Annotated in this window: 16 protein-coding genes and 1 pseudogene; 9 read left to right on the top strand and 8 right to left on the bottom strand. The window is 64.4% G+C overall.

Annotated features, from left to right (window positions below; translation table 11 throughout):
- The first annotated feature begins 50 nt into the window (after nucleotides 1-50).
- Nucleotides 51-1,094 (top strand): L-threonine 3-dehydrogenase, encoded by a 1,044-nt coding sequence (gene tdh, locus BJ994_RS16290; RefSeq protein WP_167995466.1) that lies wholly within the window; start codon nucleotides 51-53, stop codon nucleotides 1,092-1,094.
- 11 nt (nucleotides 1,095-1,105) lie between these two features.
- Nucleotides 1,106-2,296 (top strand): glycine C-acetyltransferase, encoded by a 1,191-nt coding sequence (locus BJ994_RS16285; RefSeq protein ID WP_167995465.1) that lies wholly within the window; start codon nucleotides 1,106-1,108, stop codon nucleotides 2,294-2,296.
- Here the strand turns inward: BJ994_RS16285 and BJ994_RS16280 are convergent.
- Nucleotides 2,293-2,787: a DUF2306 domain-containing protein gene (locus tag BJ994_RS16280; RefSeq protein WP_167995464.1), complete on the bottom strand. Its 495-nt coding sequence runs from the start codon at nucleotides 2,785-2,787 to the stop codon at nucleotides 2,293-2,295. The two genes, BJ994_RS16285 and BJ994_RS16280, sit on opposite strands and share 4 nt — an antisense overlap.
- Nucleotides 2,788-2,867: 80 nt before the next feature.
- On the opposite strand from BJ994_RS16280, the gene BJ994_RS16275 reads away from it, so the two are divergent.
- The gene (locus BJ994_RS16275) at nucleotides 2,868-3,515 is read left to right on the top strand and encodes a MerR family transcriptional regulator (protein ID WP_167995463.1); all 648 of its coding nucleotides are present in this window, start codon (nucleotides 2,868-2,870) and stop codon (nucleotides 3,513-3,515) included.
- A gap of 36 nt (nucleotides 3,516-3,551) precedes the next feature.
- Here the strand turns inward: BJ994_RS16275 and BJ994_RS16270 are convergent, their stop codons facing one another.
- The 3 genes and pseudogenes from BJ994_RS16270 to BJ994_RS16260 form a co-directional block, all read right to left on the bottom strand.
- A complete protein-coding gene (locus tag BJ994_RS16270; RefSeq protein ID WP_167995462.1) occupies nucleotides 3,552-4,637 on the bottom strand; it encodes an inositol-3-phosphate synthase in 1,086 nt (361 codons plus the stop codon).
- A 199-nt stretch (nucleotides 4,638-4,836) separates the two neighbouring features.
- Nucleotides 4,837-5,001 (bottom strand): annotated as a pseudogene (locus BJ994_RS16265) (agmatine deiminase family protein); the annotation flags it as partial.
- A 388-nt stretch (nucleotides 5,002-5,389) separates the two neighbouring features.
- On the bottom strand, nucleotides 5,390-6,331 hold the full coding sequence (locus tag BJ994_RS16260) for a GlxA family transcriptional regulator (RefSeq protein ID WP_167995461.1): 942 nt from the start codon (nucleotides 6,329-6,331) through the stop codon (nucleotides 5,390-5,392).
- A gap of 107 nt (nucleotides 6,332-6,438) precedes the next feature.
- Between BJ994_RS16260 and BJ994_RS16255 the strand changes: the two genes are divergently transcribed.
- Together BJ994_RS16255 and BJ994_RS16250 are read left to right on the top strand one after the other, a co-directional pair.
- On the top strand, nucleotides 6,439-6,750 hold the full coding sequence (locus BJ994_RS16255) for a putative quinol monooxygenase (protein ID WP_006247389.1): 312 nt from the start codon (nucleotides 6,439-6,441) through the stop codon (nucleotides 6,748-6,750).
- Nucleotides 6,751-6,857: 107 nt separating this feature from the next.
- Nucleotides 6,858-8,183 carry an ISL3-like element ISPfr2 family transposase gene (locus BJ994_RS16250; RefSeq protein WP_167995460.1) on the top strand — a complete coding sequence of 442 codons (1,326 nt, stop codon included), beginning with the start codon at nucleotides 6,858-6,860 and terminating at the stop codon, nucleotides 8,181-8,183.
- On the opposite strand, the gene BJ994_RS16245 is transcribed toward BJ994_RS16250, so the two are convergent.
- The 4 genes from BJ994_RS16245 to BJ994_RS16230 all read right to left on the bottom strand — a co-directional run bounded on the left by BJ994_RS16245 (nucleotide 8,114) and on the right by BJ994_RS16230 (nucleotide 12,178).
- Nucleotides 8,114-9,016 carry an agmatine deiminase family protein gene (locus BJ994_RS16245; RefSeq protein ID WP_167995459.1) on the bottom strand — a complete coding sequence of 301 codons (903 nt, stop codon included), beginning with the start codon at nucleotides 9,014-9,016 and terminating at the stop codon, nucleotides 8,114-8,116. The genes BJ994_RS16250 and BJ994_RS16245 overlap by 70 nt on opposite strands.
- Before the next feature lie 20 nt (nucleotides 9,017-9,036).
- A complete protein-coding gene (locus BJ994_RS16240) occupies nucleotides 9,037-10,020 on the bottom strand; it encodes a nitrilase-related carbon-nitrogen hydrolase (RefSeq protein ID WP_167995458.1) in 984 nt (327 codons plus the stop codon).
- A 69-nt stretch (nucleotides 10,021-10,089) separates the two neighbouring features.
- The gene (locus tag BJ994_RS16235) at nucleotides 10,090-10,680 is read right to left on the bottom strand and encodes a TetR/AcrR family transcriptional regulator (protein WP_167995457.1); all 591 of its coding nucleotides are present in this window, start codon (nucleotides 10,678-10,680) and stop codon (nucleotides 10,090-10,092) included.
- Nucleotides 10,673-12,178, bottom strand: coding sequence for a purine-cytosine permease family protein (locus BJ994_RS16230; RefSeq protein WP_167995456.1), 1,506 nt, complete (start codon nucleotides 12,176-12,178; stop codon nucleotides 10,673-10,675). Before BJ994_RS16230 ends, BJ994_RS16235 begins: the two co-directional genes overlap by 8 nt.
- Nucleotides 12,179-12,343: 165 nt before the next feature.
- Here BJ994_RS16230 and BJ994_RS16225 point away from each other — a divergent pair, with 165 nt between their 5' ends.
- Genes BJ994_RS16225 through BJ994_RS16210 form a run of 4 tightly spaced genes read left to right on the top strand, consistent with a single transcriptional unit; the run spans nucleotide 12,344 to nucleotide 16,750 of the window.
- On the top strand, nucleotides 12,344-13,798 hold the full coding sequence (locus tag BJ994_RS16225) for a hypothetical protein (protein ID WP_167995455.1): 1,455 nt from the start codon (nucleotides 12,344-12,346) through the stop codon (nucleotides 13,796-13,798).
- On the top strand, nucleotides 13,795-14,889 hold the full coding sequence (locus BJ994_RS16220) for a peptidoglycan bridge formation glycyltransferase FemA/FemB family protein (RefSeq protein ID WP_167995454.1): 1,095 nt from the start codon (nucleotides 13,795-13,797) through the stop codon (nucleotides 14,887-14,889). Before BJ994_RS16225 ends, BJ994_RS16220 begins: the two co-directional genes overlap by 4 nt.
- Nucleotides 14,890-14,891: 2 nt before the next feature.
- The gene (locus tag BJ994_RS16215; protein ID WP_167995453.1) at nucleotides 14,892-16,346 is read left to right on the top strand and encodes a phytoene desaturase family protein; all 1,455 of its coding nucleotides are present in this window, start codon (nucleotides 14,892-14,894) and stop codon (nucleotides 16,344-16,346) included.
- Nucleotides 16,343-16,750: an NUDIX domain-containing protein gene (locus tag BJ994_RS16210; protein WP_167995452.1), complete on the top strand. Its 408-nt coding sequence runs from the start codon at nucleotides 16,343-16,345 to the stop codon at nucleotides 16,748-16,750. The genes BJ994_RS16215 and BJ994_RS16210 overlap by 4 nt, the downstream gene beginning before the upstream one ends.
- Nucleotides 16,751-16,753: the final 3 nt, after the last annotated feature.

Genomic DNA, 16,753 nt, shown 5'->3' with positions numbered 1-16,753 from the left:
TACTCTTCGATATATTGTCGTGTGACATTGCACCTATGAAAGGACTCTGAGTGAAGGCGCTCTACAAACCCGGGCCACAACCCGGCTTCGAACTGGTCGATCGGCCGGAGCCGAGCCCGGGACTGGGCGAAGTGAAGATCAGGGTTATGACCACCGGCATCTGTGGGACTGACCTGCACATTGAGTCCTGGGACGCCTGGGCTGCCGGCATCATCGAGGCGCCCCTCATTCCCGGCCATGAGTTCTACGGCGAAGTCGTTGAGCTCGGTGACGGCGTCCATGATGTCCGGGTGGGTGACAGGGTGTCGGGCGAGGGCCACATCGTGTGCGGAATCTGCCGAAACTGCCGGGCCGGGCGCCGGCAGATGTGCATCCGCACCGTCAGCGTCGGCGTGCAGCGGGACGGCGCGTTTGCCGAGATCGTGGTGATTCCGGAGACGAACGTCTGGGTGCACCATAACGGGGTTACTCCGGAGCTCGGCGCCATTTTCGACCCGTTCGGTAACGCGGTCCACACGGCGCTGAGCTTCCCGCTCGTCGGTGAGGATGTATTGATCACCGGTGCCGGGCCGATCGGGCTGATCGCCATCGCCGTCGCACGCCATGCCGGTGCACGGAACATTGCCATCACGGACGTCTCCCAGCCGCGGCTTGAGCTGGCACGGGCTATCGGCGTCGATCTCGCTGTGGATGTCAGCAAAATGCGGATCAACGAAGCCCAGCGCGAGCTTGAGATGCGTGAGGGTTTCGACATTGGCCTGGAAATGTCCGGCCATCCCACCGCGCTGCCGGAGATGATCGACAACATGAACCACGGCGGCCGGATTGCGATGCTGGGGTTGCCATCGCAGGACATCACCATTGACTGGGGCAAGGTTGTCACCCACATGCTTACCCTGAAGGGTGTGTACGGACGCGAGATGTTTGAGACCTGGTACGCCATGAGCGCGATGCTGCAGTCCAACCGTGCCCTGCGCGACGCCGTGGCAAGCGTGGTCACGGACGTCCTGCCGGCGTCGGACTGGCAGCAGGGTTTCGACATTGCGCGCAATGGGCGCAGCGGAAAAGTTGTCCTTGACTGGACTGCGATCTAGAGGAGTAGCCGATGTTTGTTTCAGTACGGGACCAGCTTCAGTCCGAGTTGCAGGAAATTCGCGATGCCGGGCTTTACAAGCACGAGCGGACCATCTCGTCCCCGCAGTCCAACTCCATCCAGGCTGCGGTTGGCGATGCCGAGGGCGCCAAGGTGCTCAACTTCTGCGCCAACAACTACCTGGGGCTGGCTGACCACCCGTCGATCATCGACGCGGCCAAGGGTGCGCTGGATGAGCGTGGGTTCGGGATGGCATCCGTGCGCTTCATCTGCGGGACCCAGGACCTGCACCTTCAGCTGGAGCGGCGGGTGTCGGAGTTCCTCGGGACCGAGGACACCATCCTCTTTTCCTCGTGCTTCGACGCCAACGGCGGGGTGTTCGAATCCCTGCTCACGGCGGAGGACGCCGTCATCTCTGACGCCCTGAACCACGCCTCGATCATCGACGGCATCCGGTTGAGCAAGGCGCAGCGGTTCCGCTACGCGAACCGGGACATGGCGGACCTTGAGGCGAAGCTGAAAGAGGCATCGGGCGCGCGCCGGCGGCTGGTAGTCACGGACGGCGTCTTCTCGATGGATGGGTATCTCGCTCCGTTGAAGGAGATCTGCGACCTCGCTGAGCAGTACGACGCCATGGTGATGGTGGACGATTCACATGCTGTCGGGTTCATGGGGGCAACCGGAGCCGGCACACCGGAGCACGCCGGGGTCTCCGCCCGCGTCGACATCTACACGGGAACCTTCGGGAAGGCGCTCGGCGGAGCCTCGGGCGGCTACGTTGCGGGCCGCCGGGAGATCGTCGAACTGCTGAGGCAGCGTGCGCGGCCCTACCTGTTCTCCAATTCGCTGGCACCCTCCATTGTTGCGGCGACGTTGACCGCCCTTGACCTTGTGCAGAACAGCGCCGACCTCCGTGCCCGGCTCGGCGAGAACGCAGCCCTGTTCCGCCGACGGATGACCGAGGAAGGGTTCGACCTCCTCGAAGGTGAGCACGCCATCATCCCGGTGATGTTCGGCGACGCCGTCACTGCTGCACGGGTGGCCGACTCCATGCTGGAACACGGCGTCTACGTGATCGCGTTCAGCTACCCGGTGGTGCCCAAGGGAGCGGCGCGTATCCGGGTGCAGTTGTCCGCGGCCCACAGCGCCGAGGACATCGAAGCGTGTGTTGCCGCGTTTGTCGCGGCGCGGGAGTCTGCCTAGACCCGCGCCTTGCCCGTGGTGATGCTTCTGGTGATTATCTTCTTCCGCTGGGGCCTCACCGCGAGGTACAGCCCGCCTGCCGTGAGCAGGACAAGGACACTGACGACGACGGCGGTACCCGGGTCATTCGCCAGAAGCCTGGGTATCGCGCGTCCCGGCGCGGTTGCTGCGAAGACGAACGCGATCGCGATACCGATGTAGCTGCCGATCATGTTGGCGCGATGGGCGATGATGTTGCGCCGGATCGCCGAGACCAGCCCGAGCGTTACCGTGACAATGGTGAACGCGGAAAGCCCGTGGAGCCAGCTGAAGTGTCCGTCGGTGACAATCCAGAAGCTGCTGATACAGACAAAGTACATCGCGGAAACCCAGGTGTAGCCGATGATGCGGTGGGTGCGGTCGCGGCGTCGTCGGAGGATGTTCAGTGGTCCCAGCACCAACACATACAGCGCAGCGATCACGTGGGCGGCTAGCAGCGGGCTCCAGTCCATGCCTATAAGATAGTCCTACTATCTTGTAGCTGTATATCAAGATAGTTCCTGCTGTTCTGCTATCCGATGAAGGGCCGCCCGTGCAGCTGAAGGAGCTCAGCGACGCGACCGGCGTCAGCCCGCCCAGCATCAAGTTCTACTTGCGTGAGGGCCTTGTGCAGCGTGGCGACCAGGTACACGCCACTCGGGCGGAGTATGGTCCGCGGCACGTCGAGCGTCTCGAGCTCGTTACCGGACTGCGCACGGTTGCAGGACTGCGGATCGACCAGATCCGGGCGCTCGTGGACTTGATCGATGATCCAGATGTGCCGAGGCTGGAACTGCTCAGGCGCACGCACGCCATGGTCCTGGGAGCACCGTCCGAAACGGTTCCGGACCACCCCCTCGTCGGTGAACTGATGGCGGCCCGGGACTGGCCCGATCACCCATCGGACGCGCGGATGCTGCTCAACGGCACACTGCGCGAAATGGAGGCCATGGGACTCTCGGTGAGTGCCGACGTCGTACTGGCCTATGCGGACGCCGCAGACCGGGTGGCGAGTCAGGACCTCGGGGCGGTCTTCCGTGCTGAAAGCAGGGACAGGACGGTACTCGCGGTAGCTGTGGGGGTGCGGGCGTACAGCAAGCTGCTGGCCAGCCTGGTTGCGCTGGCGCAGGCGTCGCAGAGCATCCGCCGGTTAGGCGGGGCTGAACAGGTACTTAACGACGACGGCGCGGCCTGGGGATGATTCCCTGGCCGCGCCGTACGAACTGCTCAGCGATTTTTACCGGTCGATGTCGCCGCGGATGAAGGCTTCGACCTTCTCCTTGGCGATGTCGTCGTTGTACTGTTCCGGCGGCGACTTCATGAAGTAGCTCGATGCCGAGAGGATCGGTCCGCCGATTCCCCGGTCCGTAGCGATCTTGGCTGCCCGGATGGCGTCGATGATCACGCCGGCGGAGTTCGGTGAGTCCCAGACCTCCAGTTTGTACTCCAGGGAGACCGGGGCGTCGCCGAAGTTGCGACCCTCGAGACGGACGAAGGCCCATTTACGGTCATCAAGCCAGGCGACGTAGTCCGACGGGCCAATGTGGACGTCATCGGCGTGCATCTCTGCCTCGACGTTGGAGGTGACCGCCTGAGTCTTGGAGATCTTCTTGGATTCAAGGCGCTCACGCTCGAGCATGTTCTTGAAGTCCATGTTGCCGCCGACGTTGAGCTGGTAGGTGCGGTCCAGTGTTACGCCGCGGTCTTCGAAAAGCTTCGCCATGACGCGGTGGGTGATGGTGGCGCCGATCTGGCTCTTGATGTCATCGCCGACAATCGGGACGCCGGCTGCAGTGAACTTGTCAGCCCATTCCTTGGTGCCGGCAATGAAGACGGGCAGCGCGTTCACAAACGCGACACCGGCGTCGATCGCGCACTGTGCGTAGAACTTCGCGGCGTCGTCGGAGCCTACAGGGAGGTAGCAGACCATGACGTCGACCTGCGCGGCCTTCAGTTCGGTGACGATGTCAACGGGCTCAGCATCGGATTCGACGATGGTTTCGCGGTAGTACTTACCGAGGCCGTCCAGGGTGTGGCCGCGCTGCACCTTGATGCCGGTGGGCGGTACATCGGCGATCTTGATGGTGTTGTTCTCGCTTGCGCCGATGGCATCGGCGAGGTCCAGCCCCACCTTCTTGCCGTCCACATCGAAGGCGGCAACAAACTGCACATCATTGACGTGGTACTTGCCGAATTCCACGTGCATCAGACCGGGGATGGTGGCCGTCGGATCTGCATCCTTGTAGTACTGGACGCCCTGCACCAGGGATGCTGCACAGTTCCCGACACCGACAATCGCTACCCGTATGGGGTTAGTTCCCACTGTTCTCCTCTTTACGCGCATTTATAACCGCTCGGACTGACGTTTTGTTAGCCTTGCCCCCGGCGAATTCACAGCTAACACAGTCTACTTGTAATTGGGAACGCGTGTGGAGGCCGCCGCATTCCTCGAGCGGCGCTTTCGTGCACTTCGGGTGACTCGTTCCCCGCCTGAAGTCACCGGAAGCGCACGAAAGTTCGCGTCAGAACAGAGGTTGTTGTTGCGTAATGCAGTGGATTCCGCCGCCTCGGGCGAAGATGGCGCGGGCGTCGACGGTAACCACCTCCCTGCCTGCGTAAGCCGAGGCAAGGATGCTGCGGGCGCCGTCGTCGTTCGGGTCATTGAACCCGCATGCTATGACGGCTCTTCCCAGATGAGGGTGTAGGTCGGCCGGGCGCGTCGGTCCGCAGATAGACGTCGAGGTCTCCCGACGATGGAGGTTCCTACGCCATCCATCCGAGAGACCTCGACGTGTCCGACGCTACCCCGCCGGCCGGCTTCGGCCGCCCTGACCTAACCGCCTTCGCGGCTCATCCCAATCGACCCTGATCGGGTCTGCTGACCCTCTCGACGAGAACGCAGCGACATCACAGCCACCCAACCCCGACCGTCCGGGAAGCCGGGGCACGTCACATGGCCTGTGCTTCGGGCGTGTCGAGTGGGTCGTCCAGGGGCGACGCAGGAGCGTCGATGCGACGTGCTGAGAGGTGGCTCCAACCGAGCGCTAGGACACAAGCTACAGGCATGGCGATAGGTCAGGAACGGCGTCGCTCCCTGCGCAGGAGGGAGCGCAGAGTCTCGGCGTTCGCGTAGCCGACCCGTAGCGCGATCTCGGCGGAGGTGAAGTCCGTGGTTGCTGAGAGGTGCCGAGCTCGTTCGATGCGAAGCCGTTGGACGAAGCCGAGCGGAGTGAGGTTGAGCGCCGCACGGACTCGTCGTTCGAGGGTGCGCCGGCTGGTGCCGAGCGACTGCGCGACGAAGGCGACGTTGAACGGTTCGTCCAGGCGGGCGCGCACGAAGCGTTCGAACTCGACGACGATCGGGTCCTCGTGCCGGAGATGTTCGTAGGCGACGAAGGCCGCCTGCGACGGACGCTCGTCGATGATGAGGAGCTTGGCGACATGTTGGGCCAGGTCGGGGCTGATCGATCGCACGAGTGAGAGCGCGAGGTCGATGTGGGCGAACGCGGCGCCGGCGGTGACGAGGTTCCCGTCGACCACGACCATGGTGTCGAGATCGAGGGCGACGGTCGGATAGCGCTTCAGGAACTCCGGCCCCAGGAACCAGCTGGTCGTCGCCCTCCGATGATGCATCCGTCCGGTCTCGGCGACAGCGAACACGCCGGTGCACGCCGCGGCGATCCGGGTGGTCGCCTCGTCGAGGCGCCCGAGCGAGGCGATGACCGAACGAGCATCTCGGCTCTGGAGGACGTCGTTGGTAGCGGCGGCCGTAAGGGTTCCAAGCGCAGGGACGACGACCACGTCGAACTCTCCGGACTCCGACAGCGGGTGGTCCACCGACAGGGTCATCGATGCCGTCGTGGTCACTCGCCGTTTCGGTCCGAGGATGGCGAGTTCGATCGGGTCGATCCGCGGGTCGACATCGCCGCGGGCTCCGTCGGCCACCCGCACGATGTCGATGACCGACGCGACCGCCGAACCGAAGCAGCCGTCGATCGCGATCAGTCCGATACGCATGGCGTGTATAATAGCAATACTGCCGTATACGCCACTCCCCATCGGCCCTCGCTCGTCATATGCTGAACTCGCCCCACGAAGAACCCCGACTTCAAGGAGAACCCCTCATGTCCACACCCGCATCACTTCCGTATGCCTTCGTCGCCAAGATCGTCGCGGCCGATGGACAGCACGACGCGCTCGCCGATCTGCTCGCCGGCGCTGTCGCACTCGCCAACGAAGAAGTAGGAACGATTGTCTGGTTCGCGGCTAGGACCCATGCCGACACCTTCTGGATCTTCGATGCATTCCCCGACGAAGCCGCTCGCGACGCCCACGCCAACGGCGCCATCGTCGCAGCCCTGATGGCCAACCAGCACCTCCTCGGCGCAGCACCCGAGATCCTGGCGGCCGACGTCCTCGCGTCCAAGCTCCCGTAGTCCGCCAACGCACGAGACGATCGCGCCCCGCCGAGTCAGTCCGCAGATAGACGTCGAGGTCTCCCGACGATGGAGGTTCCTACGCCATCCATCCGAAAGACCTCGACGTGTCCGACGCTACCCCGCCGGCCGGCTTCGGCCGCCCTGACCTGACCGCCTTCGCTCGACTCGACGGCCTCGGTCTGAGCGTGATCGGGCAACGACTTGAACCGGATCGTGCGGTCCTCGCGTGCCGCGTGGTGGAACCAGATCAGTGGTGCCGACGGTGCGGCAGCGAAGGCGCCGCTCGTGACACCGTGATCCGGCGGTTGGCCCACGAGCCGCTGGGCTGGCGACCGACCGTGCTGGAAGTTGTAGTGCGCCGCTACCGCTGTGCCGACTGCGGACACGTGTGGCGCCAAGACACCAGCGCCGCGGCGGAGCCACGCGCGAAGCTCTCGCGCACCGGGCTGCGGTGGGCGCTGGAAGGGATCGTGGTCGCACACCTCACCGTCGCCCGTGTCGCCGAGGGACTCGGGGTCGCGTGGGACACCGCCAACAACGCGGTCCTGGCCGAAGGCAAGCGGCTGCTGATCAACGACCCCACGCGGTTCGAGGGCGTGAAGGTCATTGGCGTCGATGAGCACGTCTGGCGCCACACCAGGCGTGGCGACAAGTACGTCACCGTGATCATCGACCTCACCCCGGTCCGCGATGGCGCCGGCCCAGCAAGGCTGCTGGACATGGTCGAGGGCCGGTCGAAGGCGGCGTTCAAGACCTGGCTCGCCGACCGCGACGACGCCTTCCGTGACGCGGTCGAGGTGGTCGCGATGGACGGCTTCACCGGGTTCAAGACCGCCGCTGCGGAGGAGATCCCGGACGCGGTCACGGTGATGGATCCCTTCCACGTCGTGCGCCTGGCCGGTGACGCCCTCGACAGGTGCCGGCGCCGGGTCCAACTCGCGATCCACGGGCACCGTGGGTTCAGGGACGACCCGCTCTACAAGTCGCGGCGCACGCTGCACACCGGCGCGGACCTGCTCACCGACAAGCAGAGCGACAGGCTACGCGCGCTGTTCGTTGATGACGCTCACGTCGAGGTCGAGGCGAGCTGGGGTGTCTACCAGCGCATGATCGCCGCCTATCGGCACGAGGACCGGCAACGTGGCCGCGAGCTCATGGAGAAGCTGATCACCGACCTCAGCGCCGGCGTCCCCAAGGTGCTCACCGAGCTCACCACCCTGGGCCGGACCCTGAAGAAGCGAGCCGCCGACGTGCTCGCCTACTTCGAACGACCCGGCACCAGCAACGGGCCGACCGAGGCACTCAACGGACGGCTCGAACACCTGCGCGGCTCCGCACTCGGGTTCCGCAACCTGACCAACTACATCGCCCGAAGCCTGCTCGAGACCGGCGGCTTCAGACCCCAACTCCTACACCCCCGATTGGGATGAGCCGCTATGACGCCGCCATTGACCACATAGTGGTTGACGTAGCTGTAGTCGACCCATCCTTCATCATCACGAAGCACCTGCGGAGCCGGCAGCTCAAGTACCTCCAGTGCTGAAAGATGCTCCATCAATTCACGGCTGACGGCATGATCCGGATGATCCGGATCCTTCTGCGTATGCACGAGTACAGTTCCCGGCGCCGGCATGACTGCGGTCATGTCCACGTGCCCACGGGTTCCATACCGCTCATAGTCGCGGGTGAGCCCACGCGGCAGCCAGATTGCCCGGTCCGCGCCGATGGTGCGGGAGAACTCGGCTTCGACATCCGTGCGGGTCAGCCCCGGGTTCCGCCCCGGGTCCAACTGGACGGAACCGGTCAGCAGCACCGTCCCTTCGCCGTCGTAGTGAAAACCGCCGCCCTCGTTCACCAGGCTGGATACGATCCGCCGCACCCCCGCCAGTTCAGCAACCCGCGCTCCGATGTGCTGGTCCTTTTCCCACGCCGCCCATCCCTGGGCGCCCCACCCGTTGAAGACCCAGTCGACGGCACCGGTCTCGGTCCCGTTCGACACGAAGGTCGGTCCGATATCCCGCATCCAGGCGTCATTGAGCGGTGCGTCGATAATTTCAATTTCCCTGGAGAGGCGCGCGCGGGCATCCTCCACGTCGGCAGGGTCCGCGAGCATGGTCACCGGCTCAAACTCCGCTACAGCATGGGCTACCGCGCACCACGCGTCCCTGGCCTCACTGATTTCTTCCCGTGAGGAGCCGAGGCTCGATTCCGACGGTGGAAAAGCCATCCAGGTGCGCTCGTGGGGAGCGGTTTCGGCGGGCATTCTCCAAGCTTCGGCGTTCCTCACCGGGCCACCGCCTGCTCGACGCCGCGCCCATGCGGTTGGTCTTCGTCCACCGGATCACCGAGCACGCCATAGGTATCCGGCCGGCGCGTGGCAAGGAACGGGAACAGGTCCAGCCAGTCCCGGCGCTGGTCAAGATCGAGATCGACGACGACGGCGGCCTCCTCATCGCGCGGCGCCTGCGCGACGATGCGGCCATAGGGGTCGGAGATGAAGGACGAGCCGTAGAAGGCCACCTCGCCTTCGTCGCCGGTGCGGTTGGGTACCACCATGAAGGTTCCGTTGCTGATGCCGTGCCCAACGATGACCTGCTGCCACAGCGGCTGGGTGTTGAAGGCGGGGAATGTGGGTTCGGATCCGATGGCCGTCGGATAGACGAGGATTTCCGCGCCGGCGAGGGAGTACGCGCGCGCCACTTCCGGAAACCACTCGTCCCAGCAGGTTGGCATGCCCAGGGTGGCACCGTTCAGACCGGGGGGAGTGTAGACGGGGTATGGATCCGCTGAGGGACCGGGCCGGAAATACGTGTCTTCGTAGTAGCCAGCGCTGACAGGAATATGCAGCTTGCGGGTTCGCCCGAGCAGGTCACCGTTGGGAGCGACCAGGATGGCGGTGTTGAAACCGAGTCCGTCGCTTTCATCTGCTCGTTCGTAGAGCGAGGCGTGGACGAGGATGTTGTGACGGGCGGCCGCCTCTGCTGCGAAGCGGAAAGTGCGTCCCTCGGTGAGGTGCTCGGCATTCCGGGCCGGGTTGGCATCCGCGCGCTGATCGGCGGGGTATTTGGAAAGCGTTAGTTCGGGAAGGAAGGCTACCTTCCCCCCGGCGTCGGCGATCTGGCCGATAGCCTGGTCGAGGACACCTTCCAGCTCCGCGGCGTCGTCGCGCCAGCGGTGCTGAACCAGGCCGACCCGGAGGTGTTCACGGGTTGACGGCACTGAGCGTGCCGGAGAGTCAGTTGCGCCGAATGCAGTGATGAATTTCATGGTGATTCTTTGTTCCTTGAGTACGCCCGGACGGTGGTGCCCGGGTTGGCGAGTGATTGTCGGTGACGTTCATGGCCGCGGGCGACCGCCGTCGTCGTTGTTCTGTAGCAGGGAGTGGACGGCCTGCCTGAGGTGGTCGCGCGCCTCGTCAGTGGTGAGTGAGCCGCCCAACCAGCGTCCGGAGAGCCCCTCCACCAGTGCCGTGAGAACAACTGCGTTCTGCCGGGCGTCGGTTCGGGTGTCTACCCGCCCGGCGGCCTGTGCGTCCTCGATGGCCCGCGATACGTTGCTGATCCATTGGCGGGTGCTCTCTCGAAGTGGTTCGGCGATGGACGCTTCGAACACAGCTGATGCCCGAAGCTCATTCCACGCCGCTGATGCCTCACGGACTTCGGGGTTGTCCCGGATTTCATCGAGCAGCAGATTCTGTAGCCGCTCGTAACTGTCCGCTTCCGCTGATCCCGCGGATCCCACGCTTTGCTCGTTGATGTGCTGCAGGGTAGCGGCGAGCAGCCCGGCCCGGTCCTTGAAGTGGTAATACAGCAGGCCGGGGGAAACTCCCGCTTCAGCCGCAACATCATTGACGCGCAGGCCCCGGACGCCGAATTGGGCGATGCTCCGGGTGGACGCAGCAAGAATGTCCGCTCTCTTGTTAGTCATGCCTTGACAGTATTACGTCACCTCCCTGCTTGGACTCCGATGGCGTGCTGGGCTCTGGCCAAAGCCGGACAGCGATCAGGTAGAGCCCGGCCGCGGCGAGGATGGAGGCTGCGAGGCTCAAGTCCACGCCACCCGCCAATCCGGCAAGCGGGCCGCTGTAAAGCTCGGTTTCAACCAGGAGCACGCCGACGACGGAGCCGGTTGCCCACGGGATCACGGCGCGCAGATTCCAGCCGCCGAAGTTCCAGTACCGTCCGCCGCGCCTGCCCTCGTTGAAGACCTGGAGGTCCGCAGGGTCGTAGCGGCCGCGGCGAACCACCAGGAACCCCAACACGTTGATGACCACCCAGGGGCCCGCGCAGCAGTTGAGGATGAGCGTCATTGCCGTGATCGAGTCCACCGCGTTGAAAACGAACACCCCAAGGTAGAGAAGGGCGATGGCGGCGGCTGACGTAATGAGGGTGGTGTGCACTCGCTTGAGCCGTGGAATAAGGGCCTCAAGGTCGAGGCCGCTCGCGTAGACGTTGAGCACACCCTGCCCCAACCCTCCAGCCAGCGCGATAATCAGAATCGGCAGAACGTACCAGGCCGGCGATCCGGCAACCAGGTCAGCAACGTAGGAACCGCCCAGTGCATTGAGGGACACCGAGGTGAACGCGCCGAACAGCGCTGACAGGTAAAGGCCCAGAAACACTCCGCCACAAGCGGCGATCATCACGCTGCGGTCGGAGAACTTCCGGCGGGAGATGCGGCGGCTGTAATCGCCGAGCGTGGGCGCGTAGGAGAGCGGGCCGCCCGCGGAAATGACAACGGTCAGGATCCAGGTGGGCCAGAAGTCCCCGAGCAGGTATCCGGCCTGGGTGGCGCTCGGGTCGAACCCTGGGGCGAAAGCGAAGATGCCGATGAGCAGCAGGATGCCGGCTATGGGCGCGACGAAGCGTTGCATCGCGACAACGGTGCCGTGTCCCATCAGGGCAACCAGGATGATTTCGAGGGCAATGACCGCGTAACCCACGGCAAGCATGGTGTCATTCAGCGGTGTTCCGAAGAAGCGATTGGCCCCGGCCACCAGCGCATCACCCGAGGTCCAGACCGCGATCGCCGCGTATGCGAGCGCAAAGAGGAGTGTCAGGCCCGAGCCGATCAGCCGGCCCCGGATGCCGAAGTGTGCGCCGCTGGAGACAGCGTTGTTGGTGCCTGTGCGTGGTCCGAGGATTGCGAGGGGTGCAATGAGCAGGGTGCCGACTGCGATCCCAACGAAACAGGCCGTTGCCGCTCCGATGAAATCCATGCCGAAGGTGATCGGTAGCCACCCGAACACAATCACTGAGAAGGCGAAATTTCCGCCGAAGAAGACCAGGAAAAGGTTCCGTGGCCGGGATGTTCGCTCTGATTCCGGGAGGTACTCGATTCCGGCGGACTCTATCCGCCCGAAACGATCCTCGCCGGGCTGGCCGGGGTGCGTCGTTGCACCCTTCGCCGCCTCTGCGGTGTTCATAAGAAACCTCTCGTGAGTTGAATCACTATGACGCAAGCGTAATCCTGACTGAATTTTCAGTCAAGAACTGCGCGGCAGCCCGGGGCCCTCGCCCACTAGCGCGTACTGGGCTCCGAACCTTCGCTCCGCTCAGGCCGGGGCCCTCGCCCATTAGGCTTAGGCAGCATGGAGCACGAGGAGAATGGTCGCCGTCCGGCGAGCATCTCCGTGCCGTCGCGGATGGACCCGCTACTCCGCCGTCTGACGGAGGGGGTAGGCGGTCCGCTTGGGAAGCACGCGGCTCCCGGACGGGTGCGCTCCTGGCCCTTTCCCGTGGGGCGGGTGCTCGTTCTATTGACGACGACGGCGGCCCTGCTCGCCGTGCTCGTGAAGAACCCCTGCCGGGTTGACGGATGGGTAAGGCCCGAACAGTTCTACCGGGCCTGCTACTCGGACTGGTCCGAGGCCTTCCAGTTTCAGGGGTTGGGACGTGGCTCGTTTCCGATCTTCGACGACGCGTCCACTTATGACGAGCCTGCTCTCCAGGCACTTTTCGCGGGGATCGTGTCCCTACTGATTCCGGCGTCGGATCCTGTACGCGCTGAGCCTGTGGTGCAGTTCTTCGACGTCAACGCTGTTCTCATCACGGCGGCGTGGGTTGGAACCGTCATCGCTACCCTGCGGCTCGCAAGCCGCCGGCCCTGGGACGCTGCGATTGTGGCGGTGGCCCCCATAGCCATCTTCACCGCCACATCCAGTTGGACGATGGTCGCGGTACTGCTTGGCGTCCTGGGATCACTGGCGTTCGCGAAGGACCGCTTCGTTTTGGCGGGCGTGCTACTTGGCATTGGTGCGGGATTCAGCGTCCACGTTCTGCTGATCTACGGTGCTGTGGTTCTCCTCACCGTGCGAACAGGGCTCTGGCGGCCTTCGCTCTTCACCGGGGTTGGGCTTGCAGTTACCTGGATCCTTACCGCTCTGAGTCTGGGTACCGGGGCTCCGAGCTGGGAGTATGATCCGGCGCGCATAGATGTTTCATCGTCGGTGTGGGCGTCGTACAACTTGTTGGCGGAACGGGTGGGGGCCCCGGTGCTGGCGACTGAAGCCGTGGGGGTTGCCGCCGTCGTCGGCTTCCTGGCTCTTTCGGTACTGGTTGTACTGCTGGTGTTGCGCGCGCCCCGGCGCCCCCGTCTTCCACAGGTGGCGTTTCTGTTGGTTGGCGCCCTGGTGTTGGTGCTTCCCGACTACCGGCCGGCGTTCACGCTGTGGCTCCTGCCGCTGCTTGCGCTTTCATATGTCGATTGGAGAATGTTCATTGGCTGGCAGGTTGTCGAGGTGCTCCACTGGTGGGCTTACTGGCTGTTCATAGCGAGGGAGGCTTCATCGGGAGCTGTTGAAAACAACATAGATTCGCCCTTCTACGCAGCGGCAATCCTGGCCCGGGTAGGGGTCACGGCCTACCTGATGTACCGGGTTGCCGAACATATGCTTCAACCGGCATTCGATCCGGTGCGCAGATTCGATATTGACGATCCCGCGGGCGGTCCCTTCAACGGCGCCCCTGATCGCGCACGGAGTGCTCCGGTAGGCTTGGAGCCGTCCGCCCCAACACCGAATACCGGCCCGAAAGACCCCACGTGACATCAACAGTGTTCCGCAGCGAACGCCTCACCCCCGAGGCTTTCGAGGCGTTGGCGTCAGCGCATTCCGACGTCGTTATTTCGCTCGAGCAGACTCCGCAGTGGGCCGAGTTTGAGCGCAGGCTGGGACGCGAGCCGTACGGGTTGTGGGCCTATTACGACGACGGCGGTGCGCCGGTCGCAGTCATGAGCCTCCTGAGGGTGCGGCGCCGGTTCCGGGAGTCGCTTGTGGCGGTCAACGGACCAGCGTGGATTGCTGAGCGCACCCCCGAGGCAGAACTGCGCCTGATGCGAACCGTGCAGCAGCAGTTTTCCACGGATACCGATGCAAACCCGCTGTATGTGCGCATGCAGGTGAAGCATGCGCAGCCGCCGGCGGACGGCCCGATCGAGCACGGTTGGTACGAGCGGGAGCTCGTGGTTGACCTGACCCCGTCCGAGCAGGCCATTTTCAAGTCGTTCCGGCCGAACGCGCGCAACAGTATCCGGCGGGCTGAACGCTCCGGTGTGGAGATCCGCGTCATAGACCGCAGCGACTGGGTCCGAGTGTTCCAGGACGAGCTCTACCCGATTCTTCAGGAGACCGCGGAGCGCGACGGATTCTCAAGCTTCTCTCCTGAGTACTACCAGGAGCTCCTCACGAGCCTTGGCGATTACCTGCGCGTTATGGTGGCGTACTCGCAGGGCAGGGCGGTGAGCTGGCTCATCACCACTGAGTACCGCGGCTATTCCGTCTATTACTTTGCCGGCAGCACCCATGATGCGCGGAAGACCTTCGCGCCCTACCTGCTGCTATGGGAGGCCTTCAAGCTACTGAAGGCGAACGGAAACACGGCGTGCGGGCTGACCGGCATTGTGAGCGAGAACTACCCGCAGCTGCAGAACGTGACGACCTTCAAACGGAACTTCTCCAAGAACGTCGTTCATGTTCCAACGACGTACGACGTCCCGCTCGACCCGCGGAAGTACCGCCTTGTCTTCGGTGCCCTTACTGCCCGGCGGGCCTTGTCCAACAAGGGGCGTGGGCTCCTGATGGGGGCGGCATCGTCGTTGTCGAAACTGCGCGCTCGCCGATCCGGGGGCGGCAGCTGAGAATGGCTGACGTCGCGATTGTCGGTGCCGGACCCAACGGGTTGGCGGCCGGCGTCGTGATGGCCCGGGCGGGCCTGAGCGTCGAAGTCTTCGAGGCGGAACGGACCATTGGCGGCGGGTCCCGCACCATGGAGCTGCTCGAGCCCGATCACCTGCACGACATCTGTTCCGCCGTGCATCCAATGGCATTGGCTTCGCCATTCTTCCGGAAATTCGGTCTGGCTGACCGCGTGCCGTTCGTGGTGCCCGAACTGTCCTACGCGAATCCGCTCGACGGCGGCCGGGCGGGCCTTGCCTACCGGGACCTCGGACGAACCGCTCTGGGACTCGGACGGGATGGCACAGCCTGGCGGCGGCTGATGCGGCCGCTGGTTCAACACATCGACGGAGTTGTTTCTACCGGCCTCAACCAGTTCCTGCGGGTGCCGGAACATCCGCTTGCTGCTGGGCTGTTGGGCCTGGCGACGGTGGAGCAGGGTACGCCGCTGTGGAACCTCCGTTTCTCAACCGAGGAGGCTGCCGCACTGTTCACCGGGGTGGCTGCGCATGCGGTTGGGCCGTTGCCGAGTCTGGCTTCCGCAGGGGCCGGCCTGACGCTTGGTGCGCTGGCCCACGCTGTCGGGTGGCCGATCCCGGTAGGGGGTTCCCAGGCGTTGGTCGCGGCGATGGTTGAGGATATCCGAGACCACGGCGGAGTTATTCACACTGGGCGCCCGGTTGAGTCGCTCGCGGAGTTCGACGGTACGCAGGCCGTGCTTCTGGATGTCTCGCCGCCCGTGTTGCGCTCCCTGGCCGGCGGGCGGTTGCCCGAACGCTACGCAGCGGCGCTCGAGAGGTTCCGGTTTGGTGACGGGGCGTGCAAGGTGGACTTCATCCTGTCCGGTCCCGTGCCGTGGGCTAATCCGGAGGTGCGGGCTGCCGGCACGGTGCATGCCGGCGGTTCCCGGGCGGAAGTGGCCGCTTCCGAGGCTGAAGTGGCGGCGGGCAGGCATCCCGGGAACCCGTATGTGCTGGTGTCACAGCCATCGCAGTTCGACCCCTCCCGCGCACCGCACGGCCGGCACATTCTCTGGTCCTACTGCCACGTCCCCAACGGGTCGGACCGCGACATGACTGATGCAGTGGTGCGCCAGGTCGAACGCTTCGCACCCGCCTTCCGTGACGTCATCGTCCGTTCACATACGACGACGGCGGCGGAAATGGAGCGCCACAACGCCAACTATGTGGGCGGTGACTTCAGCGGAGGTGCGGTGACTATTCCTCAGCTGCTGGCCCGCCCTACGTTTGGGCCACGCCCTTGGCGGACGCCGCTGAGGGGTGTGTACCTGTGTTCCGCTTCGACTCCGCCCGGGCCCGGCGTGCATGGCATGGGGGGCTTTCATGCGGCAAAGCTCGCGTTGAAGGACGTGTTTGGTTTAGATGTGCCTGATCTTTCGCCTTCGCGCACTGTGTTGTGACGGATTCGCACCTTGTAGCGGTGGGGGTACTGGTTTCGTCCGCCGGGCAGGTGCTGCTGTGCCGGCGCAGTGCCGCGAAGCGCTGGTATCCGAACGTGTGGGACTTTCCCGGCGGACACGTCGAGGCGAACGAAACACCATCCTGTGCGCTTGTCCGGGAGCTGCACGAGGAACTCGATATCGAGGCGGTCGTCCCTGCGGATGCGCGATGGACGTTCTCGTCGGACGTGCTCACAGCGCACGTCTACGTCGTCGAGCGTTGGGAAGGTCCACTCCGAAACGCAGCTCCCGACGAGCACGAAGAACTGCGCTGGGTTTCGGCGGGTGACGCCGCGTTGATGGACTTGGCTCATCCGGAGTGGCTGCACCTGATCGAAGTCACGCTCAAAATGGGCCAGGAATGAGCA

Source organism: Arthrobacter pigmenti (genome assembly GCF_011927905.1).
Lineage (GTDB): Bacteria > Actinomycetota > Actinomycetes > Actinomycetales > Micrococcaceae > Arthrobacter_D > Arthrobacter_D pigmenti.
Note: the sequence above shows the minus strand (reverse complement) of the source record. Positions and strands in the feature narration are given on the sequence as shown.

Excerpts from the sequence above, each read along its gene's own strand:
- BJ994_RS16285 (WP_167995465.1), top strand. The coding sequence starts at position 1,106 with ATGTTTGTTTCAGTACGGGACCAGCTTCAGTCCGAGTTGCAGGAAATT.
- BJ994_RS16280 (WP_167995464.1), bottom strand. The coding sequence starts at position 2,787 with ATGGACTGGAGCCCGCTGCTAGCCGCCCACGTGATCGCTGCGCTGTAT.
- BJ994_RS16260 (WP_167995461.1), bottom strand. The coding sequence starts at position 6,331 with ATGCGTATCGGACTGATCGCGATCGACGGCTGCTTCGGTTCGGCGGTC.
- BJ994_RS16255 (WP_006247389.1), top strand. The coding sequence starts at position 6,439 with ATGTCCACACCCGCATCACTTCCGTATGCCTTCGTCGCCAAGATCGTC.
- BJ994_RS16245 (WP_167995459.1), bottom strand. The coding sequence starts at position 9,016 with ATGCCCGCCGAAACCGCTCCCCACGAGCGCACCTGGATGGCTTTTCCA.
- BJ994_RS16240 (WP_167995458.1), bottom strand. The coding sequence starts at position 10,020 with ATGAAATTCATCACTGCATTCGGCGCAACTGACTCTCCGGCACGCTCA.
- BJ994_RS16235 (WP_167995457.1), bottom strand. The coding sequence starts at position 10,680 with ATGACTAACAAGAGAGCGGACATTCTTGCTGCGTCCACCCGGAGCATC.
- BJ994_RS16230 (WP_167995456.1), bottom strand. The coding sequence starts at position 12,178 with ATGAACACCGCAGAGGCGGCGAAGGGTGCAACGACGCACCCCGGCCAG.
- BJ994_RS16225 (WP_167995455.1), top strand. The coding sequence starts at position 12,344 with ATGGAGCACGAGGAGAATGGTCGCCGTCCGGCGAGCATCTCCGTGCCG.
- BJ994_RS16215 (WP_167995453.1), top strand. The coding sequence starts at position 14,892 with ATGGCTGACGTCGCGATTGTCGGTGCCGGACCCAACGGGTTGGCGGCC.